Raw genomic sequence first — 26,671 nt, 5'->3', positions numbered from 1 at the left:
CATGATTTCCATGCCCGAAAACCTCCCCGATGATCCTGAATTGCTCAAGCAGATGCTTGCGAAGATGCAGTCCAGAGTCGGTTTCCTCGAAGAAGAAAACGCACTGCTGCGTCAGCGCCTGTTCGGACGCAAGTCCGAGCAAACGGCTGATCCGGCAACGCCGCAGTTGGCCCTGCTCAATGAGGCGGAAAGCGTCATCGAACCCATTGATGAAGCCGCAGAAGAAGAGGCTGTTGCGCCTACCCAGCGGCGTGGCAAACGCAAACCGTTGCCGGCCGACCTCCCCCGCATCGAAATCATCCACGAACTACCCGAACATGAACTGACCTGTGTCTGCGGCTGCCGCAAACACGCCATCGGCGAGGAGCTCAGCGAGCAGCTTGAAATCGTGCCGATGCAAATCCGCGTGATCAAACACGTCCGTAAGGTCTACGGTTGCCGTGCCTGTGAAACGGCTCCGGTCACTGCGGACAAGCCGGCTCAGTTGATTGAAAAAAGTATGGCCAGCCCAAGCGTGCTGGCGATGCTGCCGACCACCAAATACGTGGACGGTTCACCGCTTCACCGTTTTGAAAAAGTGCTGGGCCGCCATGGCATCGATATCCCGCGTCAGACCTTGGCCCGCTGGGTTATCCAGTGCGGTGAACACTTGCAACCACTGCTGAATTTAATGCGCGACCAGTTATTGGAAAGCCGCGTCATCCACTGCGATGAAACCCGCGTGCAGGTGTTGAAAGAGCAGGATCGGAGCCCAGCAGCCAGTCCTGGATGTGGGTGCAAACCGGCGGCCCACCCGACAAACCAGTGATCCTTTTCGACGACTCCACCAGCCGGGCTCAGGAGGTGCCGACGCGCCTGCTTGATGGCTATCGCGGCTACGTGATGACCGATGATTACGCCGGTTACAACGCGCTGGGCGCGCAGGAAGGAGTGGAGCGTTTAGGCTGCTGGGCGCATGCACGGCGCAAATTCGTCGAAGCGCAAAAAGTGCAGCCCAAAGGCAAGACGGGTCGTGCGGACATCGCGCTGAACCTGATCAACAAGCTTTATGGCATCGAGCGCGACCTACAGGCCGGCAACGACGGCGAGCGAAAAACCGGTCGTCACGTGCACAGCCTGCCGGTGCTGGCTCGGTTGAAAAGCTGGATGGAAAAGACCCAACCCCAGGTCACCGCTCAAAACGCCCTGGGCAAAGCCATCAGCTACCTGGCGAGCAACTGGAACAAACTTGAACGGTACGTCGAGGAAGGTTACTTGCCGATCGGTAGAGTCGGGATGTGGCGCGGTGGCTTGCGCTCCGTTTCCACACCCCGCTCGTCAAACCGGACGTGCGCTACTAACGCATCCGGCTTTCGTCCGAGATCGATATGCCTTCGCACTCGACACATCGGCCATTCGCACGGGCAACTGATGCAAGCCTAGCTTTCCATATAGAAATGCATCCGGGTATAGACGGTACCCAGAGCGGCCTCGTCGCTTATGCTTCTTGACCAACCAGCGTCGGATACGGCGCTCAGTGTAACGTTGCAGGATTCGATAGTGCTTGAGCACAGGCCCTTGATCGAAGTAGCCAGCCCAGCCTCGAAGGGTCGAGTTGAGCTCAACTATCCGGTGCTCTACCGTATCCCACGTCATGCTGATCGCTGTTTCGTCATGGATTTTCCCAATAATTGACTTCATCGCTCCTTTCGAAGGTTGAGTGCCGATATAGGTTTTCCCATGACGATCGTATTGCCTGCCCAGGTTGTACCCCAGAAAGTCGAATGACTGTTCCGAGAGTTTCACCAGCGCCGTTTTCTCTTCGTTGACCGTCAGCCCCAGCCGCGCCATCAAACCACTCATCAGCACCATTGCCTGCTCTCCACTGCCGGGGCGGCAGCAGATCACCATGTCGTCCGCGTAATTCACAATCCTTGCATGCAGACGTCTGGCGTAGCCAAACTTTTCCCAGGCCAGAATGAAGCGCCTGAAATACACATTGGCTAGCAGCGGCGAAATCACCGATCCTTGAGCGCTGCCACGGTGCGTGTGCTTGGCTTCGTTGGTACGTCGAGGCTTTCCGTCAATGCGTTCGATAACGACTACTTCAAGCCACTGCTTGATCAGCCGCAACACCTTGCCATCCGAGATACGACGGGCCAGACACTTCATCAAAGGCCCGTGTGGAATGGTATTAAAATAGTCACGAAGATCCGTGTCGACAACGTCTCTCAACCCAACCCTTGCGGTGTAATGGTGCACTTGCCTCACCGCTTCCTTGGCATCTCGACGAGGCCTGAAACCATACTGCGATGGCTGCATATCCGCTTCGAAAATCGCTTGGAGGGTGAGATTGACAGCCATTTGAACAACGCGGTCTCGAATACAAGGAATTCCCAAGGAACGAAGTTTGCCGTTCTTTTTGGGAATCCAAACCCGCCGCAGGGGTTGAGGTCGATATCCACCCGACTTCAGCTCCTCGCGTAGCTGAGCCAGCCACTCCATAGGCCCTATGCTTTCAATGTCTTCGAATCGCTGACCATCCACACCATGGCTGCCTCGGTTTGCGCGGCAACGCTGGTAGGCGATGACCAAAACATCGATTCGATAGACTTTGTCCCACAGGCTGTAGAAGCGAAAGTCTGGCTCTGTCTTAGCTTTCACATACAGGGCACGCTGTAGTTTCCGAACGCGATTTCTCACCTGGGTTAGTAGGCTTGGAGCCAATCCCATCGTTCTTACCACTTTGTACTCCTCTCTTGAACCAGGGCTCCTTTCCTACTCCGGCATTACCCGGCCTCAACGGTACTACGAGCCCATCCGCCACCTGTCCGAGCCAGAGCCATCCCTCACGGGCGCTCTGTTTGTATGGCCGTGTCTAACGGCCACTTCACCCTGGCAGGCTTCCCCTGTTTCGTATGAGTTCTCTTCTGTACATGCTGTCACCACTACCCCGGCGGCAGTGCCAAGTTCGCTTGACGCTCGATCCCTCAGCACTATCAACCTTCCCCGTTATTATGGCGGGTCGGCTACCGCAAGGCATTTTCGGGGCCTGCTCGGTGTTCGCTGCGCGCTACGGCCTGCACAGTCACTGACTTCCTAAAGAAGCCTTTTCTTCAGATACTTCAGCCCATTCGTTGCCTCCTGAACTGCTCCAAAGTGCTTCCGGCCGGAGCGACAGTAGCCGGGTGGGATTCGCACCCACTGAACTCATACGCCTTGTCAGGGCGTACACAACAACGCTGCCGAACGCGCCATCAGGCCCTTCGTGATCGGAAGAAAGAACTGGCTGTTTAGCGACACCCCCAAAGGTGCAACGGCCAGCGCTCAGCTTTATAGCTTGATCGAGACTGCCAAAGTCAATGGCCAAGAACCCTATGCGTGGCTGCGCCACGCATTAGAGCGCCTGCCGACTGCTTCTTCGGTTGAGGATTACGAAGCTTTAATGCCCTGGAACTGCTCGCCGGTATCGCGTAGTTAAACGCGCTATCCATCTTGCTGGCTGGTAGGGTTTACGGTGAGCTTAAAGAATACGAGCGGAGCAACGATCATGGAATATGACGATAAACTGATTGAAGAAGCCGTGCTGGCTCTGTTGGCAACCTTCAGTTTTGATAACGGTAATGCTTGGAAAGGGTTCGACTTCGAGACCATGAGCCGATTACATGAACATGGTTTCATCAGTAATCCGGTAAACAAGAACAAATCGATTTGGTTGACGGCTGAAGGGTTGGAGCAAGGTCGGCAGATAGCCGACCGGTTGTTTGGGGTAGGAACCCAAGGGGAGCATGTATCCGAGTTGGATACCTGACTTCATACCACGGCCATCCGGTAGGTGGAGTTTATGGATCGCATACGATACACCCAGCAGCAGCGAACCCCCGAGGCCAGCGGCAGTTCGACGTTGATCAGCGTCTGTCAGGGGCTGGCACCAGGGGCGACGGCGGCTTCGACGGTGTTCTTCGGCTCCGACGACCAATGTCCAGTGTGTGGCCTGTTGCTTGCTGTCCGGTGCAAAGGAGCCGTGGACTTTACCCAAGGCCAGGTGCGAATGGCCTTTGTCCCACACGATATGGTCACCCTTGCGAATTGTGTTCGCGGGGTGACGCTCAACGGTCAACGTGAACCCAGAACTATCTGTCATGTCAATATCGAGCGAATGATTACATTGAGTGCATGTCCAGGTCCGTCTATCAACATCGGTCGCTCCGGTGCCGTTGTTATGAGCATTTGGTCAGGAGTAGTACGAGTCGTAGGACCGGGCGATGTAAAACGTCATGGTAAGCCTTGCAGGGCCTTTAGGGTGATAACAAATTTTATCACTACTTTTTCATAAGTATTTTTTGCAACTCCCCGAGAGCACGTTCAGAAAAAGCAAATTTACGGAAAAGCTATTTCCTAATGTGATCGATGAACCAGTTTGAGAGGGTGGTTTTTATCGCGCGAGGATACACATAATCTGGTAAAAAACCGATCTACTGGACTTCCCGACCACCACGCTAATGCAAACGTGTTAGAGAGGCTATCCACAAGTGTGACTATAAAAAACCAGCATTCGGACAGTGAACGAGCTCATAAGTCTTTCCAGCTTTCGAAACGCTCTTGAATTTTGGGCCAATCCGGCGATGCTTTGAGCTCCCGGATAAGGCGTTCGTGACCAGGTTCGAGAACCACGTGTTGCCATCGCTGTTTTTCCAGTTCCAGATCCAGAGTACTGCGTAGATCTTCCTTGATTACGGCGCCGGCCGCTGCAAAGCGCGGGCGAGCTCTGAGCCAAAATCTTTCGGAAGAATTGGACTGATATAGCGGCACAATCGGTAAACGGTGCTGACACCACAGATGCCAAAGAGCGCCCAAGCCTAAACCTTTACCCTGCAGCGATGGAATGATTTCGATCATATTGATATAAAGGCAATCGCCAAGTGGGTTGATGCAGTAATTCACGTAACCGGCATAATGCTCACCGATTTGGATGTCGTCCAGATAATCAGTACCTGGAAATACAAAATGGCCCAGCAGCGATTCTTGCCGACGATTTACCAAGTGTAAATTCATCGCCAGATCATCTAACAATTTAGCCGCGCGTCTGCGGAGAAAATCGCGAACAAGCTCAAAAGGCGACATAAGTTCTATTCTCCCGATAATCAATGATGACGTATTTTATCTTACACATTAAAATTTTTTGAAAACCAGGTACAACCTCATGGGATGAGCAATTAAACCCTTCATATATTGACGCTAGGCCACGACACACTAACAAGAGAATGCATTATTACTCAACCCAATAAGAAACAACACTCCAAAATAATCACGACCAGCTTTAAAACAGGAGTAAATAACCAAAAAATATTCATCATCGCGGCAAAACAGCTTGTCGCGATAGATTATGCTCCGCATCAACCTGCAAGTAAAACTCTATCGCCGCTTTATAATTTAAAATGCCCGACAAGTTTATTGAATGATATTGCCAGTTTCGATAGTTCTTGACTCGAAGCGCTGGTTTGATTCGCGCCCGCTGCAGTCTGCGAAGATAAGTCCTGTATGTTAACAAGATTCCGGTCAATCTCTCTAGCAACTTGTGCTTGCTCTTCGGCCGCGCTTGCAATTACTAAGTTCTGTTCATTGATTTTATTCACACCCTCGCTGATTCTCTCCAGTGCCAATCCAGCTTCATTCGCTAAGGACTGAGTACTCAATACAAGACTGCGACTTTTACCCATAGCGCTTACAGCCTCATCGGCACCATCACGCACCCGACTAATCATAATCTCAACTTCTCCAGTTGATACCTGAGTCCGATGGGCGAGTGCGCGCACCTCATCTGCAACTACTGCAAACCCTCTGCCTTGCTCACCAGCACGAGCTGCTTCGATAGCAGCATTCAAGGCGAGGAGATTGGTTTGCTCAGCTATTCCTCGGATAACATCTAACACTTTTGTTATCTCATGTATCTGGGACGCTAAGGCTTCTACAAGTGTAGTGGAGTCAGTAATTACGACAGTAACACTATCGATCCCCGCAACTGCTTGTTGGACCTGTTTCCGGCCCTTATGAGCTTCATCGGCTGTCTGACTTGAAATCATAGATGTACTTACAGCATTGCGAGCTACCTCTTCGACTGCTGCAGTCATCTCTGTCACAGCGGTTGCTGCCTGCTGGATCTCACCGTTCTGAGTCGCCAAGCCTCGAGTACTATCGTCTGTAACCGCTGTTAACTCCTCAGCCGCGGAAGCCAACTGAGCGGCGGCATCTGAAATCTGACGAACAGTTCCAACAAGGTTATCTTGCATATTTGAAAGTGACTGCAAAAGTTGGCCAGTTTCATCTGTACCACTATACTCGATAACCTGCGTCAAATCCCCCATAGCTACTCGACTAGCTCCCGCTACAGATTTATATATTGGACCTGTAATTAAATTCGTGATTACCATCCCTAATCCGACGGCAAGAAAAACTGCAATCAAGCAGCCTATAGCTAAAGTCCAAGTTAGATCCGAATAGACATCGCTGATCGCTTCCCTGGATTGGGCCATCTGACGGGCGTTGGATTCGAGAATGATAGCAATTTCTTTATTTACTTTTACATATTGTCCCGTGACTTCAGATAAAGCGATTTTTTTGCTTGCTCAATATCACCCTTGCTCAGGGCTGCAAAACCACGCTCAACAGCTGCGGTATAAGCGGGCCAGTCGCTAGCGTAATCCGCTGCGGCTGCCCGCTCATCTTGCTCCATAGAAGTAGCCAGATATTTATTAAATGACTCTTCAGCTTGCGCCTTATTAGTTTTATAAGATTGAAGAAGTGACTCAAGCTCATCAGCACCCGAGCTCGTAGATACTAAAGCAATAGCTCTGTAAAAATCACGATTGGTAGCAACAGTCTTTATGTTGGTTTGCCGCACGAGCCCCACCGATAACACAAGATTCCCAACGATATTGTCTACCTGAGCATTTAGCTTATTAAGTCCTGACTGACCTATAACAGCCACTACAATCGTAATAACTGCGCACATGCCGAATGCGAATAGTAACTTCGACTTTAATTTCATATTTTTTATCACTGACATATACGTGCCACTCTTTTCTATAGGCTATTTTTCAGTTCGTAATGCATTAGCATGCATCATAGAAATCTATGGTTTGAATCGATCGGATTTAAGCATGTCTCGCTCCACATCTTTCAAAACATTAAGTTTTGCAACAAGCTCAGCTCTCGCAATGTTGACCTCAGCAGCTGTAGCAGCTGTATAGCCTTTAAAATCCTCAATGCCACTTATAAGCCTTACAGCGGCCTCACCGTTCTGAATCAAAAGCCTAATGCTTTCCGCTAGAAGCTTTTCCATTCGCAAAGTCTGTTCCAGCACTAGGCTCATATCTCTGCGTGCAATTTTTTGCATTAACCCACGCCTAACTACGTTGTCGACTTCAATATCATCATCAGTTTTCGAAACCGCCGACTCAATTTCGTGATACGCCATCTCTAGACGTTTTACAGTAATCAATGCCCCATTGACCTGCGCAGAGAACTCTCCAGACAAATCAATAAACTGCCGAACCGTATCCTGATAACGCGGTACATTCACAATAAAAGTCTCTTCAAACCAACTTATATATTCAAATCATTTTTTGCGCACAGGTGATACGTGATGACTGGTACGCATCCGCTAATAGACAAACCCTAGGAGGGCGCAAAAATTATTGCATCAACCTTTATGCATCCCCATTCGCGATCATTAGCTATGTAATTAGATTAGCTCACCTCAACGAAGGTCAATCCGACGACTGAGAAATATTTTTGCGTTTTTTTAAATTTTGCGTTTCCGTTAAATTAACTAACAGGTCTAGAGCGTTTCGCCATGCTCCTTATTTCCAATGCGGTGTCGGCGCGAGCTCGTGGGGCACTACGGTTTAGGCTTCGCGATCACATTGACATTTGTAAAACAATCACGGCGTAGGGTAAGTAGCATGAATCAGTTTGCGTAATAGTGAGACCTTACTGCTTACAGCTCTGCTTGCTAAAAATTTAACCAACATATTTTCTTCATAAATTTATGATAGAGCCGTATCCAAACTCATGCCAAATTCCTCCCATTGGCCTTTCAACAATATGAAACATTTTTTTCAATACCTAAGCAGAATTTAGTTGACATTCAATTTTCTTGGCTATTATCTGGATTTTCACTAGGACTTTGAGCTTAATAAAATGAATGATGCGATTTTCTCTGCATGTAGATTATCTACAGAAGATTCTGCTAGTGAATTTTTCAGCAGATTTCGCTGCAACATTGATGTAATAGGAAATTCGAACAAATTTGATTACTCAACGAAAATGTGCAAGATGGGTAACACTAGCGTGAGTCGTTCAACAAGCCTGACGGGTTGGGCTTTTGAACAAAAGCCGGAGTTTGACGGATTATTAATCACTATTCCTGAGGCCGGCCTCCTAACTTGGGGGACATCAAAAAATAAATACGAGTCAATCTCAGGCTCTGTTTTCGTAATAGATCAAAGCCAACTTATCCTATCGAAGTTCTCCCCGTTATCTAATTACATTAGCATCTTCATACAGCACGAAGATATGTTTCAATATTTGAGAACTTTTCTTGACCAACCCCCTAAGGCAAAAATACACTTTAAGAATTCTAATACTGATGCCTGGGTTGGACGTTTTTTAGCTAATCTTGCTGATACGGCACTATCACTCTCAGGAAATCATTCCATAGCGGAAGGTCCATTCCTTCGCCATCTCAAAGAAAGCATGATTAGCTTTGTTATATATAACATAGAAAACAACTACTCTCAGTTAGTGCGTTCACCTGATACCGTACTGACTCCTACGCCACACAGTATCAAGAGCACTATTGAATATATAAATTCACACTACTCAGAAGCGCTAACAAGTATTGATCTTTCCACGCAGGCCAATATTAGTATACGAAGTCTGCAGGAGGGGTTTAAAAAATACAAAGGAACTACAATTAATAGTTACATTCGTGAGGTCCGGCTTCTTAATGCTAGAAAAATGATTTTCGATGCCAATCTACTTCTCTCAATCAAACAAATTGCTTATGCTTGTGGCTTCTCAAACTATTACCTATTTTGTAAATATTACAAATTAAGATTTTCTGAACACCCACATGACTCCAACAAACGCATGCGACAGTCATTTCAGTTGTCACCTGATGATACTTTATAGTTAAGTCTGAACGCGCTTTAGAAACCATCGAACCATTAATAATCGCAAATGCAGGTCATTTCCCTAGGCCTGCTTAGTACTGCAACTCCAAAACACCAACCTGGTCAAGTTCGGCCCGACACGCTAAAAGGAGATGTACTGGTAATCTCCGCAGTGGCTCCAGAGAAATTCTTCAGCGCATCAATTAGATCAGTTCAGCGTCTACTCTAGGAGGCGGTGTGGGCTGGCAGTGTCCAAAAAACCATGCACATTGGAAAATGTATTTCCTACAGCGCTTAACCGAAAGGTCTGGGAGGGTGTTCTCGTTTTCGCGCGAGGATACCCATGAACCTATCACGCCCATCTCGAACCACTTCAATACTCGGTGCCTGCCTAGTCGTTCTGGCGGGCATGCTGGGCTATGAGCATCATCAACTCTCCCTACTCAGCACCAGCTTGGCTGCGACAGCCGACAAAGATTCGCTCGATGCATTGCTGACGCGATTGAGCAACGTCGACGAGCGACTGGATACGGTAGCCGGCAAACATCTGGTGACCAATGATGACTTCCGAGCGGGGCAGCAGGCATTGTCGAATCGGATTGATGCCGTACAAGCGTATGCAAAGCAAGCGACGGAGTCAGCGCAAGAAACCTCCCTAAATGCTGCGTCTACGGGTGAACTGGTGGTTCTCAAAGCCAGCGTCGAAACACTCGATAGCCGTATTAAAGAACTCAGCCAATCACGTGATAAACAAGTCACTACCGTTCCCCCCAAGCCCAAGCCTACTGCCCGCAAACCAAAACGGCCCACACCTGTTGCTATCGGCATCGTCACATCGCAAAAGCCCCCCTTCACCGTTATCGGCATCGAGTACCGGGGTGGGGAACGCTTTTTGTCCGTAGCACCGCCAGGCAGCACACAGTTAAACCAGATCTATCTAATTCGTCCTGGTGACGCCGTGGCGGGTACTGAGTGGCGCCTCAACACACTGGACGGCAGGTCAGCACGCTTTGACGTGGCTGGAACACCGCAAACTGTAACCGTCGCGCAATAGGACCTCTTTTATGTATTTCCCAACGGCCATCTCAAAAAAGCAGAGATCCACGGGCACCTCGCGGCTCACTACAGGCTTGGCTATCCTTGCCTTTGCCTATGGCTGCCATGCTGCTCCGGAACACGCTACGTCAACTACAAACACTCAAATCAACGAGCTCGGCATCCAGAATCCTTCCCAAGGTGCCAGCCAGACAGAAATCGCCCGCGAGTGGGGGTTAACCCCCCAAGAGTGGACCCGTTATCGAACGGTTATGGAGGGACCACGCGGCATCTATTCACCAGGACTGGATCCGTTGACCGCACTTGGCATCGAAGCCAAATCGGCTGAAGAGCGTAGACGCTACGCAGAACTGCAGGTGCAGGCCGAGCGACAGCGTATCGATAAAGAGCTTGCCTACCAAAGAGCTTATGACCAAGCCTTTGCTCGCCTCTATCCCAATGAAAAAGTCATTCAAATATCATCTGACCCAACATCTGCGGCGGGCTCTCGCCCCGCCACTGCTCTGAAAGGCACAGGGCGATTAGCTGTTTTTGTTCAAGACAGTTGCACCGCCTGTATCGCTCGAGTGAAAGACCTTCAGACTCAGAAACAACCCTTTGATCTGTACTTCGTGGGTAGCCAAGGTGACGACGAGACCATTCGCCGTTGGGCCATCCTGGCTGGCATCGAGCCAACCAGCGTGCGCAACCGCCAAATCACACTGAATCACGACGCCGGCCGCTGGCTCGGCCTTGGACTCGGCGGCGAGCTACCAGCTGTGGTGCGCGAGGTGAATGGGCAATGGCAGCGTCAGTAGTACGCGCAGCGCTGGCTGGCTTTCTTCTAATTGGCGCGGCAATGGCTAACAGTGCCGAGGTCCCACCACCGGCCTATCAATTGATTGCGTTGCCTGCCGGCGTTCCATCCGAGGTGCTCTATTCGGTCGCACTGCAGGAGAGCGGTACGCGACTGCGTGGCCAGATCGTGCCCTGGCCATGGACATTAAATGTCGCCGGTGCCGGCTACCGCTTTGCGACCCGTAGCGATGCATGCAGGGCACTGATGCTTGCGATTCAGACCGCTGGCCCCAATCGGGTCGACGTCGGTCTAGGGCAAACCAATATCGGTGCCAATGGCCATCGTTACAGCTACCCCTGCGAAGGACTGGATCCTTACAAAAACCTTTCGGTTACGGCTCAGATCCTGGCCGAGCAAAAAGCCAAAGGCGGAGATTGGATCACGGCCGCTGGCCGATACCACCGCCCGGCCGGCGGCGAACCCGCTGCCCGCTACCGCCGCGCATTTGCCAAACATCTTAGCCGGGTCACCGGCATCAACCTAATGGCGAACAACCCATGAATGGACTGTTGAGTTTCGTGCTTTTGCTGTGCTTGGCCACCCCAATTATGGTGAACGCAAGCTCGTTGATTGTAGTTGAAGACCGGGGCGGCGTTTCAGCCCTGCCCTACTACCAAGACTTAGCGCCTGAACCTACCGCGCAATCCGCACCAATCGAAACGATGGGGGTACGTGGCCATGGGTCTTTTCCCGTGCACTCAGACCAGCTTGTCCCCGGCCAAGAGCAGGGCCGGGTTATAAACGCGCCAGGCCTACAACCTCTTTTCCTGGTGGGTGACGATGAAATGTCCAGAGCCTGGCTGACTCAACGCCGTGAGCAACTGCAGCAGTTGCAAGCGGTAGGCCTGGTAGTGAACGTGGCCAGTGCCGAGCGATTTGCAGAGGTACAACGATGGGCAGGCGACCTGCAGATGGTCCCAGCGCCGTCAAATGACCTGGCGCAGCGCCTTGGAATCAAACACTACCCACTGCTCATTACTGCAACAGCCCTTCAGCAGTAGGAGACAGGGATGCCACCGCCTCAGTCACTCACCGTGGTGATCAGACAACCGGAAGATCCGCGAACTTGCCAGCTGATTTTGGAGCAAGTGACCTACGTGGTTTGGCTTTATGGCGGCCGCGTGACGTCCACAGAACAGGGTGACGCCATCGCTATGCGCGAGAAGCTAGCCGACCGAATACCGGAACATGAGCTAGCACTGGTGAAACAGGAGCTGGACGAGCAGTTCCCCTTAAAACTCAATAAGCTTTAAAGGCACGCAACCATGGCCAGCCCCTTTACTATCGAGTCATTGCTTCGTCCTGCCGTCGAGCTTTACACGGTCTGGGTTTGTGCTGCTGCAGCGCTGCTTTGTATTTTCGCGCCCTGGGCATTTGCACTGACGCCTTTATTTGGAGTGGTTGCCGCTACTGGCTTTTTAGGTCTTGGGTTTGTTCGCCTGAAGCAGGCCCTGATGGTATTGCGCTACCGACGCAATATCCGGCGCCTCCCCCACTACACCATGACCAGCAAAGAAATTCCGGTCAGCAACGAGCGGCTTTTTATAGGCAAAGGCTTTCGCTGGACTCAAAAACATACCCAGCGCTTGATGGACACTTACCTCCCCAAATATGCCGAGTACGTCGAGCCGACCTCGACCTACAACTGGGCAAGGCGGCTTGAGGAACGATTGGAATTCGCCCCCTTCCCACTCAAGCTTCTGGCCAAGGCCACCTCTTGGGATGTCGCGCTTAATCCAGCACGTCCGCTGCCACCCGTAGGTGGCCTACCGCGCTTACACGGCATAGAACCGAACGAGGCTGACGTCAGCTTGCCATTGGGTGAACGGGTTGGGCACTCCCTGGTGTTGGGTACTACACGAGTGGGCAAAACCCGCCTGGCCGAACTGTTTATCACCCAAGACATCAGGCGCACCCGCAGACGGCCCCGCCGGCGCGTTCAGATGGGTCGCCGTGTTCAGCCTGTTCATCGGAGCCAGCGCAGCGTCGATAAAACTGATGAGATGAATCTTGATCGCGAGGTGGTGATTGTCTTCGACCCCAAAGGCGATGCCGACCTCCTGAAACGCATGTACATAGAGTGCAAGCGTGCCGGCCGACTGGATGAGTTTTACGTGTTCCATTTGGGCTGGCCCGACCACTCCGCTCGTTACAACGCCGTTGGACGATTTGGTCGGATCTCAGAGGTGGCGACCCGGATTGCCGGTCAACTATCAGGAGAAGGCAACTCGGCCGCATTCCGTGAGTTCGCCTGGCGTTTCGTCAACATTATCGCACGCGCCTTGGTCGCCCTCGGACGCAGGCCAGACTATGAGCAGATCCTCAAGCATGTGACCAACATCGATGCGCTCTTCATCGAGTACGCACAGAAGTACTTTGCTGAGCATGATCCCAAGGCCTGGCAAACCATCGTTGAATTGGAAGGCAAGATCGATCGTAAAAACCTCAGTTTTGCTATGAAGGACCGACCGCTGCGCGTGGTGGCCCTGGACATGTACCTCACTCAGCAACGCATCTCCGATCCTGTGATGGAGGGCCTGCGATCAGCGGTACGTTATGACAAAACCTATTTCGACAAGATTGTGGCCAGCCTGCTACCACTGCTGGAAAAACTGACCACGGGGCGCATTGCAGAGCTGCTGTCTCCAGACTACATGGACCTTGAGGACCCACGACCAATCTTTGACTGGATGCAGGTCATCCGCAAACGGGCGGTGGTATATGTCGGTCTGGATGCCTTGTCCGATACAGAGGTGGCTGCGGCGGTGGGCAACTCCATGTTCAGCGATCTGGTGTCAGTCGCGGGCCACATCTACAAATTCGGCATCGATGACGGTTTGCCCGGGGCAAGCGGCGGCAAGGTGGCGATTAACGTGCACGCCGACGAATTCAATGAACTGATGGGCGATGAGTTCATTCCGATGATCAACAAAGGCGGTGGCGCCGGCATGCAGGTTACGGCCTACACCCAGACCATGAGCGACATCGAGGCCAGAATCGGTAACCGCGCAAAAGCTGGCCAAGTCATCGGTAACTTCAACAACCTGTTCATGTTGCGTGTTCGTGAAACCGCCACCGCCGAGCTGTTGACCAACCAGTTGCCCAAGGTCCAGGTGTTCACCAGTACACCGGCCAGCAGTGCCAATGATGCGATCAATGGCAAGACCGCTTTCACATCCAACACCCACGACCAGATCCAAAGCGTCAGCGTGCCGATGATCGAACCGGCGCACGTCGTTGCGCTGCCCAAGGGGCAATGCTTTGCCCTGATCGAGGGCGGAAACCTGTGGAAGATTCGTATGCCGTTGCCGGCAAACGATCCCGATGAAGTCATGCCCAAGGATCTTCAGGCATTGGTTGAAGGTATGCGCAAAGGATCCGGAACGAGCAGCGATTGGTGGCAAGCGCCGGGTTATGAAGCATTAGGCGAATCGCTTCCAGATGATCTGGTCAATGATTTCCGCAAGTTGGCCACCGACGAGAAAGTCGTATAAGCCTGAAGGAGCAAGGCCATGGCCGATATCGCGGAAAAAGCCCAGCAACAGCAGGAAGGTCAAAAAACTTTCCTGGGCATGCTGTTCTCGGCTCCCTTTCACTTCCTGGGGGTGATGTTCGGCTCCCTGCTGGGCGCCGTCATCGTTGAATGGCTATGCATGTACGTGTTCTGGCCTGATGCTGGCTGGAAACATGCCCAGCAGATGTTCCAGCATGAATTGAGCTGGCTATCCCAGGACCTGCTACAGAGCGTTGTGATCAAAGAACCGGGACGCACAGCCACCTGGCTGGCAGAAACCGTGCATGACTGGCTGATGGTAAAAACCGGCCTGCAGGACAACGTCAATGCACTGACCCAGTACGCCCGATCCATATCGCAACAACAAGCAGGCACCTTCAATCTCCGCTACGAACTCGGCCGCCTCATGATCAAATTTCAGGACTACGGCTTGGCTGCGCTGTACACCGTTCTGACCTTCTGTGTACGGATGGTCATCCTGACACTGACACTCCCACTGTTTGCACTGGCCGCGTTCACCGGACTCATCGACGGCCTGGTGCGGCGGGATCTACGCAAATTCGGCTCCGGCCGTGAGTCCAGCTACCTGTATCACAAAGCCCGAGGGACGATCATTCCCCTGACCATAGTGCCCTGGACGGTCTACCTGGCCATTCCCATCAGCGTCAGCCCTCTTTTGATTCTATTGCCATGCGCAGTGTTATTGGGCGTGTCCGTCTACATCACTGTATCCAGCTTCAAAAAATACCTTTAGGAGCCGTCCATGCAATGGACTCAAGAACAGCAGCCCATTATCCATTCAACAGCTGACAAGCTGCTGGTCCAGGCCTTCGCCGGCACAGGCAAAACCACAACACTGGTTGGTTACGCCACCCATCACACCTCGGTGAAAATGCTGTACCTCTGCTACAACAAATCCGTCGAGCTCGCGGCCAAGGGCCGCTTCCCTCGCAATGTGGTTTGCAAGACAGCGCATGGGCTTGCCTACGCGGTCTACGGCAGTCAGTACGCCGCTAAACAGACCAACAATATGCGGCTCACTGATATTGCCAGGGCCATCAATACTCAGGACTGGGAGCTCGTGCGGGACGTCCTCAGTACGCTGAACAACTTCATGGCCAGCGCCGACGACGAGCTATGCCGTGGGCATTTCCCCAGGTTCCAGGAACAACGAATGCTCACCAGCGCACAGGAGCGGTTTCTGAACAATGCTCTGAGCGTGGCAAGGTTCATCTGGAAACGGATGATCGATCTGCAAGACACCGGCATTTCGATTACACACGACGGCTACCTGAAGCTGTATCAACTGAGTAAGCCCGACCTGAGCAAAAGGTTTCACGCCATCCTTCTGGATGAGGGACAAGACGTGAACCCGGTTATTGCCGACTTGGTAAAAACACAACGGATCCGCAAGGTGACAGTCGGCGATCCCCATCAGCAGATCTATCGCTTCCGCGGTGCCGAGGATGCGCTCAATAGCGATTGGATGGCCGGTGCCGAACGTCATTACTTGACCCAGAGTTTTCGTTTCGGCCCTGCGGTCGCTCACGTGGCCAACATCATCCTCTTCTACAAGGGGGAGACACGAAAGCTGCAGGGGTTAGGCTCCAACACCCTGGTTAAAAGGACGTTGCCTGAAGATCTACCGCATCGCACGTTTATCCATCGCACCGTTACTGGCGTTATCGAGAACGCTTTGCTCTTGGTCGCGATCAACCCCAAGATCTTCTGGGTTGGTGGTATCGACAGCTACTCGCTGCGCGACCTGGAAGACCTGTACATGTTCAGCCACAACCGCAATCAAGAAGTCCAGAACCGCAAGCTTTTGCGGGATTATCGAGACTTTGCACAGTACGTAGAAATTGCCGAGGTCAGCCAAGACACCGAGATGCTGCGCTCGATCAAAATCATCGCAGCCTATCCAGATCTGCCTCAGCGGATACATACACTGCGAGTTCGTTCTGTGGCCAATGAATTGGATGCCACAATCACGCTGACGACGGGGCATAAAGCAAAAGGGCTGGAATGGGACTTTGTCAGTCTGTATGACGACTTTAGCGCTGATCCGCTGTCGCCCGATATTGATCAGGGACGTCGAGATGACGAATTGAACTTGCTCTACGTAGCTGTGACACGAGCCATGAAGATTTTGGCGCTGAACTCGATGGTGTTGTCCATAATGCAGCGCTATGTTGATGCGAGGTCATCTCTAACAGGGCAATCACACTAGAACAAATACGCCCAGCACACAGCATTACAAAACTTTTGTAGATCGGACCGCTGATGCGAGCTTCGCAAGTGCGATTACTGATCAAACCGGAGATCTTCAGGCGAAATGAAGAAAAAACTCTCTTCAACACCACATTCCTTGATGGCCTGTTCGAGTGAGACGTAGTCCCAAGCAGGATTCGCCCCACTAGCAAAACTCACCAGGGCGTAAGTGTCATCGGAGGATCTGCCCGTTCCTTTAGGGTAATGCTCCACCCACCGGCTGCAAGCCACGATTTGCGAGAAGCTCAGTTCACGATTTATAAGACCGGCCATTTTAAACTCTCTCACTGCCTTAGCGAAAATTTCCTCAACAACGCTCGTAACGGGCGTGCTTGTGTAGTTTTTGAGTTGAGAGCATAGAAAGATATACGTTCCATCCGGGTTCACCCGCCCCCTTAAGAAGCACGTGCCTGTCTCTCCAAATCCGGGAAACTGAAAACGTCGAAAGTCTCTTTGAAATACAGTCATAAAAGCCTCGAAATGAGGTCAACGCCAATCCGATGCTACAACAATGAAAATAGATCGTCAGCTGGCAGGAAACTAAAAACCATCAGCTAGCTGCCGACTATTTCCAATTGAAGTCACGCTCTCGTTGTTGAAAAGCTGACACCTTCGTCATTGAGGAGGTCACCATGATTCGTCAGACATTTGAGTATCACACCGAGTTTTCCCCGCTTGAGTACATCGTTCAAACCAAAAAACTCTTGATGTTCAAGTCCGAAGAGCCCACCGCTGAGCCCGACACTCAGGGTTTCCTGCAAAATCCAGACCGCAAGCAACGTCTCGCTCAGTTAGGCCACGAAGGCTGGGACCTGGTCAGCGTCCAACCCGTGGTCAGAGGCGAAATCAAGGTTGGCAATCACAACGCCCAAAGCTGGGCCTACGGCTTCGCATTGCCCACCGGTTACTTACTGTTCTTCAAGCGACAGATCCAAAGCGTATAGCCGGCAGATGGCAATCTGAAGAAATCAATCAGGACCTGAATATGTTTTTCTTGCGGCGTGGGCTGGGATGAAAACGGCAAGCTGACGGCATCAGGAATTACCAGAGCCCAGCCGTGATCCAGTATCCACGCCTCACTGCACTCACTTGCCGACTTGCCTTAACAGGCCTCATTGCGCTTTTTGGATGGGGTTTGCCTATCCCCTATGCAGCGGCTGCCTCGGCCTCCGAACAGGCCAACCTGGAAGTGATGATCCGCCAGTTAAATGCCTTGGAGGACACCGCACGTCGTAGCGCTCAGGTGGCCGACGAGCCAGGCAAGCGTTACTTCTTCGATTACCAGCGCCTGGCCGGCGATATCGCTCAAATTCGCCACGGTCTTGAGGGTTACCTGACCCCTAGCCGAGCTCAGCCACGTGATCCTGTGGAGCTTTCCGGCCAATACACGGCTGAAGGACACAAGCCATGAGCATGAGTGGTGCTCAGGCGTCCGCCTTTCAGGCTGCGGGAGGATTCCCTGCCTCGTCGAGCTACCTATTTTTCGTCGGCGTGGCCGTGGCCATCGTTTTCCTGTGGGGGGCCTGGGCCGTCTGGAGCTGCTACCGAGGGTGGGCCACCGGCAATCTTGACCGGACGATTGCTTCGACGTCGGTTGTTCGCATCCTGCTCCTTTGCATGATCCTCACCACGTTTGTTCTCAGTTAACTCTATCGGAGATTCACCATGCCTTTGCTCTCAAAAAAACGCAGCTTGCTGATCAGCATTCTTGCGCTCCCTCAACTGACCATGGCTGCGCTACCCCAGTCTCAGCCCCCCACACGCGGCGAAGGCTCCAATCTGATGCAAACCATGCAGAACTATGCCTTTGACGGTTTTTCTCTGCTTGGCCTCGTCATCTGCGCCGTTGTTTTCAGTGGAGTTGCATGGCACGCCTTCGGCGTCTACCACGAGATCCAACTCGGCAAAAAGAAATGGATGGACTTAGGCGCTACCGCCGCTGTCGGTGTGGCCATCTTGGGCGTCGCCATCTTCCTGGTCACTAAGGCAACAAACATTCTTTAAAGAGCCTTGGCCATGACAGAACTCTCTGACGACGGAACGCTTATGTTTCTACCGGTGCGGCTGAACAATCAGCCAGTCATCATGGGCGGTCTCACCGCCGATGAGATGTGGGCCACCTTAGCGCTCAGTGCCGGCGCCGGGCTGGTTGTTGGTGTTCTGGCAGCGATCCTGACCCATATCTGGGCGCTTATTATTGCCGCTGCCATGCTCTTCGCGGTCCTCGGACTGACTCTTGCGAGCCGCTTTTTAAGGCGTTGGAAACGTGGTCGACCTGATACCTGGCTATACCGGCAAATGCAACTGAACGTCGCACGATATCTTCCGACCTGGAACAAGGCCCACCTGATCACACGTACGGGTGCGTGGACCTGCCGTAGAACGGAGGCTCAATGACGTACCGTAAAAAAGTAGATGCACAGCTCGCACATATCAACAGCCTGCGCCTGGTCATTGGCCTGCTGATTGCCCTGGGCCTGTACATGGCGTATGGCTGGCAGAGCGCACCGCGTGATCTGACAATTCATGTACCGCCAGACCTGCGCTCAGGTAGCACACGACAGTGGTGGGATATTCCCCCCGAGTCGGTATATGCCTTCGGGCTGTACATTTTTCAGCAGATGAATCGCTGGCCCGTTGACGGTGAAACCGACTACGAGGACAACATCACCCGTCTGGGGGGCTACCTGACGCCCAGTTGCAAAGCCTATTTGCAGAAAGATTTCGAGCTACGTCGCAACAGCGGTGAGTTACGCAAACGCGAGCGAGGTGTCTTTGAGATTCCAGGCAGGGGCATTGACGATAAGTCAGAACAACATATTGAGCAGCACAGCATCAACGACTGGACCGTCAACCTGGATATCACAGCTGACGAGCACTACGGCGGGGAACGCGTGAAGCGGGCACTGGCTCGTTATCCCCTGCACATCATTCGTTCCGATGTTGACCCCGAAAAGAACCCCTTTGGCTTGGCTTGGGACTGCTACAGCGGTAACCCTCAGCGCATCGAAGTCTCAGCTGAACCTGTCCGGTCAGGAGGTAAATGATGATGCGCCGGCTGCTGATTATCGGACTGCTCATGCTGAACTTCTGCGGGATGGCCAAAGCCGTTGAGATTTTACGCTGGGACCGAATTCCACTGGCACTGCCCTTGATCGTCGGCCAGGAACGCATTGTTTTTGTCGACCAAAATGTTCGAGTGGGTCTGCCCCGGAATTTGGTCGATAAGCTGCGCGTACAGAGCACTGGTGGCGCACTGTACCTGCTGGCCAAAGAACCCATACCTCCGACTCGCCTGCAGCTCCAAAATATGAGCAGTGGCGAAATCATGCTGGTGGACATCATTGCAACAGAAGGCAAACCAAATCAGGCCGCCCCGAGCCTGCAAAAATTGTTGCCGGTGAAGGTCCCTCGCCTCGTTACGGGCAGGCCAGCTCTAAGCCGACGACCAGTCGAGCTCCGGCCCCAACATCGCAGCCCACCGTTCAAGACGAGGATCCGCCGACGCCGCGCCGTGAGACGCCTCTCCCTGTGGTCATTACACGCTATGCCGCACAGATGCTCTATGCCCCTCTGCGCACCGTTGAGCCTGTGGACGGTATCGCCCAGGTCAATCTTAAGCGGGGCCTGAACCTCACCACTTTGCTGCCAACGTTGCCGGTCGATGCCTCTGCTTTAGGAGCATGGCGGTTAGACGACTACTGGGTGACGGCCGTGAAGCTGCGCAACACGAGCACTCAGCACCTTGCACTGGATCCTCGGGATCTGATGGGGGACTTCATCACGGCGACGTTTCAGCACCCTTACCTCGGCACCAAGGGTGATGCAAGTGACACCACAACGGTATATCTGGTGACACGTGGCCATGGTTTGGCCGAATCGGTGCTGCCCGCGGCCGTCAGCCAAGTCGACCCAAAGGGAGGTCGCCGTGAAGAGTAATCCCCTGGTTAAATTCCTGGTCATCCCTTTCGCCATCCTGGCTTTGTTCGTGGTGGTCAAACTATTCAGTAAGGGTAGTTCTGAGAAACAGGCTCAGGCTCCAGAAACGCTCGTGCTCAGTACGGGTGAAGCTAAAAAACTTGGCGTTGACGGCGATACGCCCGGCGACACCCTGCGCACCATTGTTGTGGAAAGCAGACAGCTCAAAGACCAGGTTTCCAATGCGCTCAAGAACAATGATGAGTTGAAGCAACAAAACCTTGAGCTGCAAAGACGTTTGCAGTCGATCAATGACAACGTCGACAGCAAGCTTCAGAACGTCCAGCAAACAATGAAACAGGAGTCACAACAACAAAGCCAGACCATCCTGGATACGCTGCAGCAGCAGTACAACACCCTGAGCAGCAAATCAGCTAGCAGCAATCCCTCTGGATCGGATTTGCCGATCGGATTCGGCGTACAGCCAGGTGATGGGCAAGACTTCAAAGGAGCGCCTGGACCGGATGTTGTATGGATCGAGCCGCAGGACGCGACCCCTGTCGATATCAATGGGAAGCCCATTGCGGCCGGTTCCAATCAAACCGCCTCGGGATTCAACTTCCCAACTTCCTTCGGCGAGTCAGTAGACCGTGGGCAAAATGCTCTGCGTACGGGCGCCCAGAATGTTGCGAATGAGATCTCGCCGCAGGAGGCCCGCAAACAGGTTCGCAAGGTCTATACCCTGCCACAGAACTCCACACTGATGGGTTCTGTCGCGATGTCCGCGCTGATTGGCCGAGTGCCCATCGACGGCACCGTCAACGACCCCTACCCGTTCAAGGTATTAATCGGCCCAGACAATCTCACGGCTAACGGTATCGACCTGCCCGACGTCGCCGGCGCGGTGGCCAGTGGTACGGCCTCCGGAGATTGGACTTTGTCCTGCGTGCGCGGGCAGATCAAAAGCCTGACCTTTGTCTTCAATGACGGCACTGTTCGCACGCTTCCACAGCCGCCAGAAGAAACAAATGGCAGTCAAAACAGCAATAACCAGAACAGTGGCAACCAGACAACTATTCAGGGTGGCCTGGGCTGGATCAGCGATGCCTATGGCATTCCCTGCATCAGCGGTGATCGTAAAAGTAACGCCTCACAATATATCGGTTCCCAGGTACTCATAACTGCGGCCGGCGCCGGTGCGGCCTCCCTGATCAAATCGGATGGCAACAGCAGCTCGTTTATAAATCCGCAGTCCGGAACCATCGGTTCTGTTGGCGGTTCAGGCAGTGAGGCAATGGGCAAAATCATTGGTCAGGGCGTCAATGATGTCTCCAGTTGGGTAAACAAACTCTACGGGCAAGCCTTCGCTGCGGTGTACGTGCAGCCAGGCGCCAAGATCGCCGTACACCTGGACCAACAGCTGACCATCGACTACGAACTCAATGGCCGCAAGGTCGACTATCGCTCAGGAGCCCGTCATGCCTCGACTGCGCTTGACTAACCATGCCTTGAAAATTGGCACCTACCTGGTGATCACACTGCTCGGGGCTGGCTGCTCCACCAGCAAAGACGAACTGCTCCCCCACGGCGACAACACTATGATGGACGTGTGGAATCAGGGATCCAGTGGTTCAAGCAGCGCGAGTAGCCGCCAATTGCTCGATGCCCGCCAAGACCTGCGTAGACCCTTGCTAACAAATCATTCGGAAGTGGACGAAAATGCAAGGTTTACGCGCACTGCTCAAAACGAGATCTACAGCCAGTTCAAACGCCTGCCCAATCCGGATCTGGTGATGTATGTGTTTCCTCACCTGGCGGGCTCTGATCCAGCACCGATCCCAGGCTACACCACGGTGTTCCCCCTGTATCAGCGCGTGCAATACGCCATGCCTGGCGAACGCACGGAGGCCTATTGATGGGGCTCTTTGAACGTTTCTTCAAAGCACGCAGTGCATCCGACCGTGTCGAGCCTGACCTCTCATCCAGTGGGACCGATTCTATCGACGCGCAATCATCAGCGGCCGAGACTTACGAGACTGCGACTGAGCGCTATTACGAGCGCCTCGCAGCCATGGGCATCCCATCACCGAGTGATTGGCGTAACCCCAAGAAAAAGCCAGCCACCACTGCTGACGTCGATCGTTTATATGACGTCAACCCGTCGTTCGTGGACCTGCTGCCCTGGGTAGACTACCTGCCGGGGGAAAAAGCGATGCTGCTGGAAGACGGCGTCTCTCGCGCTGCTTTTTTCGAGCTGATTCCAATTGGCACTGAAGGTCGAGATCCCGAATGGTTGCGCAAAGCCCGGGATGCTCTGGAAAACGCGCTGCAGGATTCGTTTGACGAGCTGGAAACCTCCCCGTGGGTCATTCAGTTGTACGCCCAGGACGAAACCAGCTGGGATGACTACCTGCAGCAATTGCACGACTACATCCAGCCTCGCGCACAAGGAAGCGCCTTCACCGAGCTTTATTTGCAGTTGATGAAGCAGCACCTGGAAGCTATTTCCAAGCCTGGCGGGCTGTTTGAAGACACTAAGGTCAGCCAATTGCCTTGGAGGGGCCAGCAACGGCGCGTCCGTCTGGTGGTGTACCGACGCACCCAGGGCGCGCAAGCGGACGTTCGCGGTCAAGCCCCTGGCCCTTACCTGAAAATCATCTGCGACCGCTTGGTCGGGGGATTGGCCAACGCCGGCATAAAAACCCATCGTATGGATGGCCACGCCATCCGGCACTGGTTAATTCATTGGTTCAACCCACGCCCAGATCATCTTGGCCCTGCCGATGCTGACATTCGGCGCTTCTATGAACTGGTTTGCAAACAGGCCCCTTCCTCGGAGGAAGGTGATTTACCGCTGGCCAGCGGTACGGACTTTTCGCAAAACCTGTGTTACCGCGAACCTCTGTCGGACATCGAGAAAGGCCTGTGGTACTTCGACGGTATCCCCCACCGCGTGGTGATGCTCGATCGTCTGCGCGAAGCCCCAAAGACGGGCCACCTCACCGGCGAAACCCGCAAGGGCGGTGATGCGCTAAACGCGCTGTTCGACAAAATGCCAGAGGACACCATTCTCTGTATCACCCTCGTCATCACACCGCAGGACATCCTCGAAGGGCACCTGGAACAGCTCTCTCGCAAGGCCGTTGGCGACACCCAAGCGTCGACCTTGACCCGCGAGGATGTCGCCACAGCCCGCCATTTGCTCGGCCGTAAGCACAAGCTGTACCGAGGTAGCGTAGCGTTTTACTTGCGCGGGAAAGACGACGCGCAATTACAGGAACGCAGTTTGCAACTCAGCAGTGCATTACTGGGTGCTGGAATGGAACCCGTGGAACCCCGGGATGAAGTTGCACCGCTCAATTCATACCTCAGATGGCTGCCTGGCAACTTCGACCCCAACGCACGCAAGGCACTGGAGTGGTATGCGCAACTGATGTTCGCTCAACATATTGCGAATCTGGCCCCCGTCTGGGGAAGGTCGACCGGAACCGGGCATCCGGGGATCACCCTGTTTAACCGGGGGGGAGCGCCCATCACCTTCGATCCGCTGAACAAGCTGGACCGCCAGATGAATGCGCACCTATTCATCTTCGGGCCCACAGGGTCAGGAAAGTCCGCCACCGCGACGAACATCCTCACCCAAGTCATTGCCATCTATCGACCGCGCCTGTTCATCGTAGAGGCCGGTAATAGCTTTGGCTTGCTCGGTGAATTCGCCAAGAAGCTGGGACTGACAGTTAACCGAGTTCGTCTGGCCCCTGGATCTGGAGTCAGCCTGGCGCCGTTCGCTGATGCCGTGAAACTCATCGAGCCGGACCAAAACGTGAAGGTTCTTCAGGCTGATGATCTTGAAGCTTCCGATCTACATCTGGCCAGCCAGACCGAGGATGAACAACGGGATATTTTGGGCGAGATGGAAATCACGGCCAGGCTCATGATCACGGGCGGCGAAGACAAAGAAGATGCACGTCTAACACGGGCCGATCGAAGTGCTATCCGCCAATGCATTCTCAACGCCGCGAAAAAGTGTGTTGTCGAACAACGAATCGTTCTTCCCGAAGACATTCGTGAAGCCCTGCGAGAAACGGGACTAGAACCGGGTATCCCGGCCGCTCGAAGCGCACGCTTCTTGGAGATGGCGGAAGCCTTATCCATGTTCTGCATGGGCACCGAGGGCGATATGTTTAACCGCCCTGGTACTCCCTGGCCAGAAGCAGACATCACCATTGTTGACCTGGCCACTTATGCGCGAGAAGGCTACAGCGCCCAGATGGCCATCTCCTATATTTCCCTGCTCAACACAGTGAATAACATCGCAGAACGAGACCAATTCAAAGGTCGCCCCCTGGTCTTCTTCACCGATGAAGGCCATATCCAGTTGAAGGTGCCACTGCTATCCCCCTACTCCGTCAAGATCACGAAAATGTGGCGAAAACTAGGGGCCTGGTTCTGGATGGCTACCCAAAACGTCGACGACGTTCCACCGGAAGCCTCGGCTCTGTTGAACATGATCGAATGGTGGATGTGCTTGAACATGCCCCCGGACGAGGTGGAGAAAATCGCACGTTTTCGTGAACTGACCCCGGCGCAGAAGTCGATGATGCTGTCAGCGCGCAAAGAAAGCGGCAAATTCACCGAAGGCGTGGTGCTGTCCAAAAGCATGGAGATGTTGTTCCGGGCGGTGCCCCCCAGTTTGTACCTCGCCCTGGCCATGACAGAGCCAGAGGAGAAAAAACAACGCTTCGATATCATGCAAGCCAGAGGCTGCAACGAGCTCGATGCCGCCATTGAAGTGGCTGCGACCCTGGATCGTCATCGCGGTATCGAACCACACATCATCACTTTCCCAGAGCAAGTTACGGCCTTGGAGCGCCAAGCATGAGAGCATTAAATTCCCTGACCCAGAACCTGATTGAAAGTCTGATTCACCTACTTGAACAGCCCGGAGAGGATGCCCTTCACACCCTGGAAGTGTGCGCCCCAGTATTGATAGAGCAACTGCAGCAGGTCGTAGTACGGGCGGTGGATCGTCGCGACGTCGAGTCCCAGCTTCAAACGGTGTTGGCCAACTGGCTCAGGCAGCATCCACAACCCGAGGGTGCCGAAACCGAGCTTCTTGAAGCCCTGCGTAAACAGGCACTTCTTTCATCGAAGTTAGTTGAGGCTGGGGCATGACTCGCCCTCGCTTGAGAGGAGTAATTCTGGGGTGCCTGTTGTTAGGCCTTACGTTGGCCTGCATTGCCATCATTCGAGATGAGATGAAAACACCAAATTACACAGGTCCCTGGGTGTATGGCTCGCCCGATGCTCGTTGGACTGTGACAGAGTTTGCGGATCTGGAGTGCCCCTACTGCAAGACGTATACGCCGGCACTGAAGAGTTGGATTCAGCAGCATAAAGATATAAACCTGAAGTGGCACCACCTGCCTCTGGATCTTCACGGCCCGGTTGCAGTACACGAAGCTCAGCTAGCTGAATGCGCAGGGAAGTTGGGCGGCACTCAGGCATTCTGGCAAGCCATCGACCAGACCTTTGAACGCACCCGCAGCAACGGTCAGGGTTTCACTGGTCATCTGGATGTCGACGGAATTGATCACCAAGACCTGGTGGCCTGTGCGGTAAATAACAAACAGATCGCCACAGACATTATCAAACAAGCAAATGAAGCAAGCAGAACTGGGATCACCGCAACCCCCACTTTGATAATCAAAGACAACATGACGGGTAGAACAATAAAACTTGAAGGTCCCGCTGATAGTGTGACCTTGCTCTCGGCCATTGATTGGTTAGCTCAAAAAAAGGAGCAATAGCTCTCCTGAAAAGTCAACCTTTGAATAAAGCAGCCTTTGCTTCATTGCCCGATTCACAAATGGGCGCTGAATATAAGCCTAAAGCTGGAAAAGCGAGCCATCAGCGTTT

The 26,671-nt window shown here is 53.1% G+C and carries 27 protein-coding genes and 3 pseudogenes; 24 read left to right on the top strand and 6 right to left on the bottom strand.

Annotated features, from left to right (window positions below):
- Position 1: 1 nt before the first annotated feature.
- Positions 2-1,263, top strand: a pseudogene (gene tnpC / locus BLW22_RS00865) (IS66 family transposase); the annotation flags it as partial.
- A 54-nt stretch (positions 1,264-1,317) separates the two neighbouring features.
- On the opposite strand, the gene ltrA reads toward tnpC, so the two are convergent.
- Entirely contained in the window at positions 1,318-2,643 is a 1,326-nt protein-coding gene (ltrA, locus tag BLW22_RS00860; RefSeq protein WP_218023872.1) for a group II intron reverse transcriptase/maturase, read from the bottom strand.
- A gap of 565 nt (positions 2,644-3,208) precedes the next feature.
- On the opposite strand from ltrA, the pseudogene BLW22_RS00855 reads away from it, so the two are divergent.
- Both BLW22_RS00855 and BLW22_RS00850 read left to right on the top strand, forming a co-directional pair.
- Positions 3,209-3,460: pseudogene (locus BLW22_RS00855) on the top strand (transposase domain-containing protein); the annotation flags it as partial.
- Positions 3,461-3,529: 69 nt separating this feature from the next.
- On the top strand, positions 3,530-3,790 hold the full coding sequence (locus BLW22_RS00850) for a DUF6429 family protein (protein WP_074843738.1): 261 nt from the start codon (positions 3,530-3,532) through the stop codon (positions 3,788-3,790).
- A gap of 761 nt (positions 3,791-4,551) precedes the next feature.
- On the opposite strand, the gene BLW22_RS00845 is transcribed toward BLW22_RS00850, so the two are convergent.
- The 4 genes from BLW22_RS00845 to BLW22_RS00835 all read right to left on the bottom strand — a co-directional run bounded on the left by BLW22_RS00845 (position 4,552) and on the right by BLW22_RS00835 (position 7,561).
- Positions 4,552-5,103 carry a GNAT family N-acetyltransferase gene (locus BLW22_RS00845; protein ID WP_074843736.1) on the bottom strand — a complete coding sequence of 184 codons (552 nt, stop codon included), beginning with the start codon at positions 5,101-5,103 and terminating at the stop codon, positions 4,552-4,554.
- A gap of 302 nt (positions 5,104-5,405) precedes the next feature.
- Positions 5,406-6,344, bottom strand: coding sequence for a methyl-accepting chemotaxis protein (locus BLW22_RS35755; RefSeq protein WP_413038055.1), 939 nt, complete (start codon positions 6,342-6,344; stop codon positions 5,406-5,408).
- A gap of 215 nt (positions 6,345-6,559) precedes the next feature.
- Positions 6,560-7,045, bottom strand: a complete 486-nt coding sequence (locus tag BLW22_RS35750; RefSeq protein WP_143045084.1) for an MCP four helix bundle domain-containing protein — start codon at positions 7,043-7,045, stop codon at positions 6,560-6,562.
- A gap of 66 nt (positions 7,046-7,111) precedes the next feature.
- A complete protein-coding gene (locus BLW22_RS00835; protein WP_074843735.1) occupies positions 7,112-7,561 on the bottom strand; it encodes a hypothetical protein in 450 nt (149 codons plus the stop codon).
- Positions 7,562-8,181: 620 nt separating this feature from the next.
- On the opposite strand from BLW22_RS00835, the gene BLW22_RS33990 reads away from it, so the two are divergent.
- The 9 genes from BLW22_RS33990 (at position 8,182) to BLW22_RS00790 (ending at position 16,793) form a co-directional block, all read left to right on the top strand.
- Positions 8,182-9,174, top strand: coding sequence for a helix-turn-helix transcriptional regulator (locus BLW22_RS33990; protein WP_083381307.1), 993 nt, complete (start codon positions 8,182-8,184; stop codon positions 9,172-9,174).
- Positions 9,175-9,498: 324 nt separating this feature from the next.
- On the top strand, positions 9,499-10,209 hold the full coding sequence (locus BLW22_RS00825; protein WP_074843731.1) for a methyl-accepting chemotaxis protein: 711 nt from the start codon (positions 9,499-9,501) through the stop codon (positions 10,207-10,209).
- A 10-nt stretch (positions 10,210-10,219) separates the two neighbouring features.
- Positions 10,220-11,008, top strand: a complete 789-nt coding sequence (locus BLW22_RS00820) for a TIGR03759 family integrating conjugative element protein (protein WP_074843730.1) — start codon at positions 10,220-10,222, stop codon at positions 11,006-11,008.
- Positions 10,993-11,550: a lysozyme family protein gene (locus BLW22_RS00815; protein ID WP_033899010.1), complete on the top strand. Its 558-nt coding sequence runs from the start codon at positions 10,993-10,995 to the stop codon at positions 11,548-11,550. Before BLW22_RS00820 ends, BLW22_RS00815 begins: the two co-directional genes overlap by 16 nt.
- Entirely contained in the window at positions 11,547-12,050 is a 504-nt protein-coding gene (locus tag BLW22_RS00810) for an integrating conjugative element protein (RefSeq protein WP_074843728.1), read from the top strand. The genes BLW22_RS00815 and BLW22_RS00810 overlap by 4 nt, the downstream gene beginning before the upstream one ends.
- Positions 12,051-12,059: 9 nt before the next feature.
- A complete protein-coding gene (locus tag BLW22_RS00805; RefSeq protein ID WP_033899017.1) occupies positions 12,060-12,302 on the top strand; it encodes a hypothetical protein in 243 nt (80 codons plus the stop codon).
- Positions 12,303-12,314: 12 nt separating this feature from the next.
- Positions 12,315-14,543, top strand: a complete 2,229-nt coding sequence (traD, locus tag BLW22_RS00800; protein ID WP_074843726.1) for a type IV conjugative transfer system coupling protein TraD — start codon at positions 12,315-12,317, stop codon at positions 14,541-14,543.
- Positions 14,544-14,561: 18 nt separating this feature from the next.
- Entirely contained in the window at positions 14,562-15,317 is a 756-nt protein-coding gene (locus tag BLW22_RS00795) for a TIGR03747 family integrating conjugative element membrane protein (protein WP_074843724.1), read from the top strand.
- Positions 15,318-15,326: 9 nt separating this feature from the next.
- Positions 15,327-16,793, top strand: coding sequence for a UvrD-helicase domain-containing protein (locus BLW22_RS00790; RefSeq protein WP_074843722.1), 1,467 nt, complete (start codon positions 15,327-15,329; stop codon positions 16,791-16,793).
- 74 nt (positions 16,794-16,867) lie between these two features.
- On the opposite strand, the gene BLW22_RS00785 is transcribed toward BLW22_RS00790, so the two are convergent.
- A complete protein-coding gene (locus BLW22_RS00785) occupies positions 16,868-17,302 on the bottom strand; it encodes a hypothetical protein (RefSeq protein WP_074843720.1) in 435 nt (144 codons plus the stop codon).
- Between the two features lie 164 nt (positions 17,303-17,466).
- Between BLW22_RS00785 and BLW22_RS00780 the strand changes: the two genes are divergently transcribed.
- The 12 genes and pseudogenes from BLW22_RS00780 (at position 17,467) to BLW22_RS00725 (ending at position 26,562) form a co-directional block, all read left to right on the top strand.
- Entirely contained in the window at positions 17,467-17,778 is a 312-nt protein-coding gene (locus tag BLW22_RS00780; protein WP_074843718.1) for a hypothetical protein, read from the top strand.
- A gap of 170 nt (positions 17,779-17,948) precedes the next feature.
- Positions 17,949-18,245, top strand: coding sequence for an integrative conjugative element protein, RAQPRD family (locus tag BLW22_RS00775; RefSeq protein WP_235865564.1), 297 nt, complete (start codon positions 17,949-17,951; stop codon positions 18,243-18,245).
- Positions 18,242-18,481, top strand: coding sequence for a TIGR03758 family integrating conjugative element protein (locus tag BLW22_RS00770; RefSeq protein ID WP_074843714.1), 240 nt, complete (start codon positions 18,242-18,244; stop codon positions 18,479-18,481). Before BLW22_RS00775 ends, BLW22_RS00770 begins: the two co-directional genes overlap by 4 nt.
- 18 nt (positions 18,482-18,499) lie before the next feature.
- Entirely contained in the window at positions 18,500-18,838 is a 339-nt protein-coding gene (locus tag BLW22_RS00765) for a TIGR03745 family integrating conjugative element membrane protein (protein WP_074843712.1), read from the top strand.
- A 12-nt stretch (positions 18,839-18,850) separates the two neighbouring features.
- On the top strand, positions 18,851-19,231 hold the full coding sequence (locus BLW22_RS00760; RefSeq protein ID WP_074843710.1) for a TIGR03750 family conjugal transfer protein: 381 nt from the start codon (positions 18,851-18,853) through the stop codon (positions 19,229-19,231).
- On the top strand, positions 19,228-19,881 hold the full coding sequence (locus BLW22_RS00755) for a PFL_4703 family integrating conjugative element protein (protein WP_074843708.1): 654 nt from the start codon (positions 19,228-19,230) through the stop codon (positions 19,879-19,881). The genes BLW22_RS00760 and BLW22_RS00755 overlap by 4 nt, the downstream gene beginning before the upstream one ends.
- Positions 19,881-20,773 (top strand): annotated as a pseudogene (locus BLW22_RS00750) (TIGR03749 family integrating conjugative element protein). Before BLW22_RS00755 ends, BLW22_RS00750 begins: the two are co-directional and overlap by 1 nt.
- Entirely contained in the window at positions 20,763-22,253 is a 1,491-nt protein-coding gene (locus tag BLW22_RS00745; protein WP_074843706.1) for a TIGR03752 family integrating conjugative element protein, read from the top strand. The pseudogene BLW22_RS00750 and the gene BLW22_RS00745 overlap by 11 nt, the downstream one beginning before the upstream one ends.
- On the top strand, positions 22,231-22,668 hold the full coding sequence (locus BLW22_RS00740; RefSeq protein WP_074843704.1) for a TIGR03751 family conjugal transfer lipoprotein: 438 nt from the start codon (positions 22,231-22,233) through the stop codon (positions 22,666-22,668). Before BLW22_RS00745 ends, BLW22_RS00740 begins: the two co-directional genes overlap by 23 nt.
- Complete coding sequence (locus BLW22_RS00735) at positions 22,668-25,634, top strand: conjugative transfer ATPase (RefSeq protein WP_074843702.1); 2,967 nt, start codon at positions 22,668-22,670, stop codon at positions 25,632-25,634. The genes BLW22_RS00740 and BLW22_RS00735 overlap by 1 nt, the downstream gene beginning before the upstream one ends.
- Positions 25,631-25,927, top strand: coding sequence for a hypothetical protein (locus BLW22_RS35140; protein WP_074843700.1), 297 nt, complete (start codon positions 25,631-25,633; stop codon positions 25,925-25,927). Before BLW22_RS00735 ends, BLW22_RS35140 begins: the two co-directional genes overlap by 4 nt.
- Entirely contained in the window at positions 25,924-26,562 is a 639-nt protein-coding gene (locus tag BLW22_RS00725) for a DsbA family protein (RefSeq protein WP_074843698.1), read from the top strand. The genes BLW22_RS35140 and BLW22_RS00725 overlap by 4 nt, the downstream gene beginning before the upstream one ends.
- The last annotated feature ends 109 nt before the right edge of the window (positions 26,563-26,671 follow it).

It is taken from the genome of Pseudomonas marginalis (assembly GCF_900105325.1).
Lineage (GTDB): Bacteria > Pseudomonadota > Gammaproteobacteria > Pseudomonadales > Pseudomonadaceae > Aquipseudomonas > Aquipseudomonas marginalis.
This window is presented reverse-complemented; position numbering and strand designations above follow the sequence as displayed.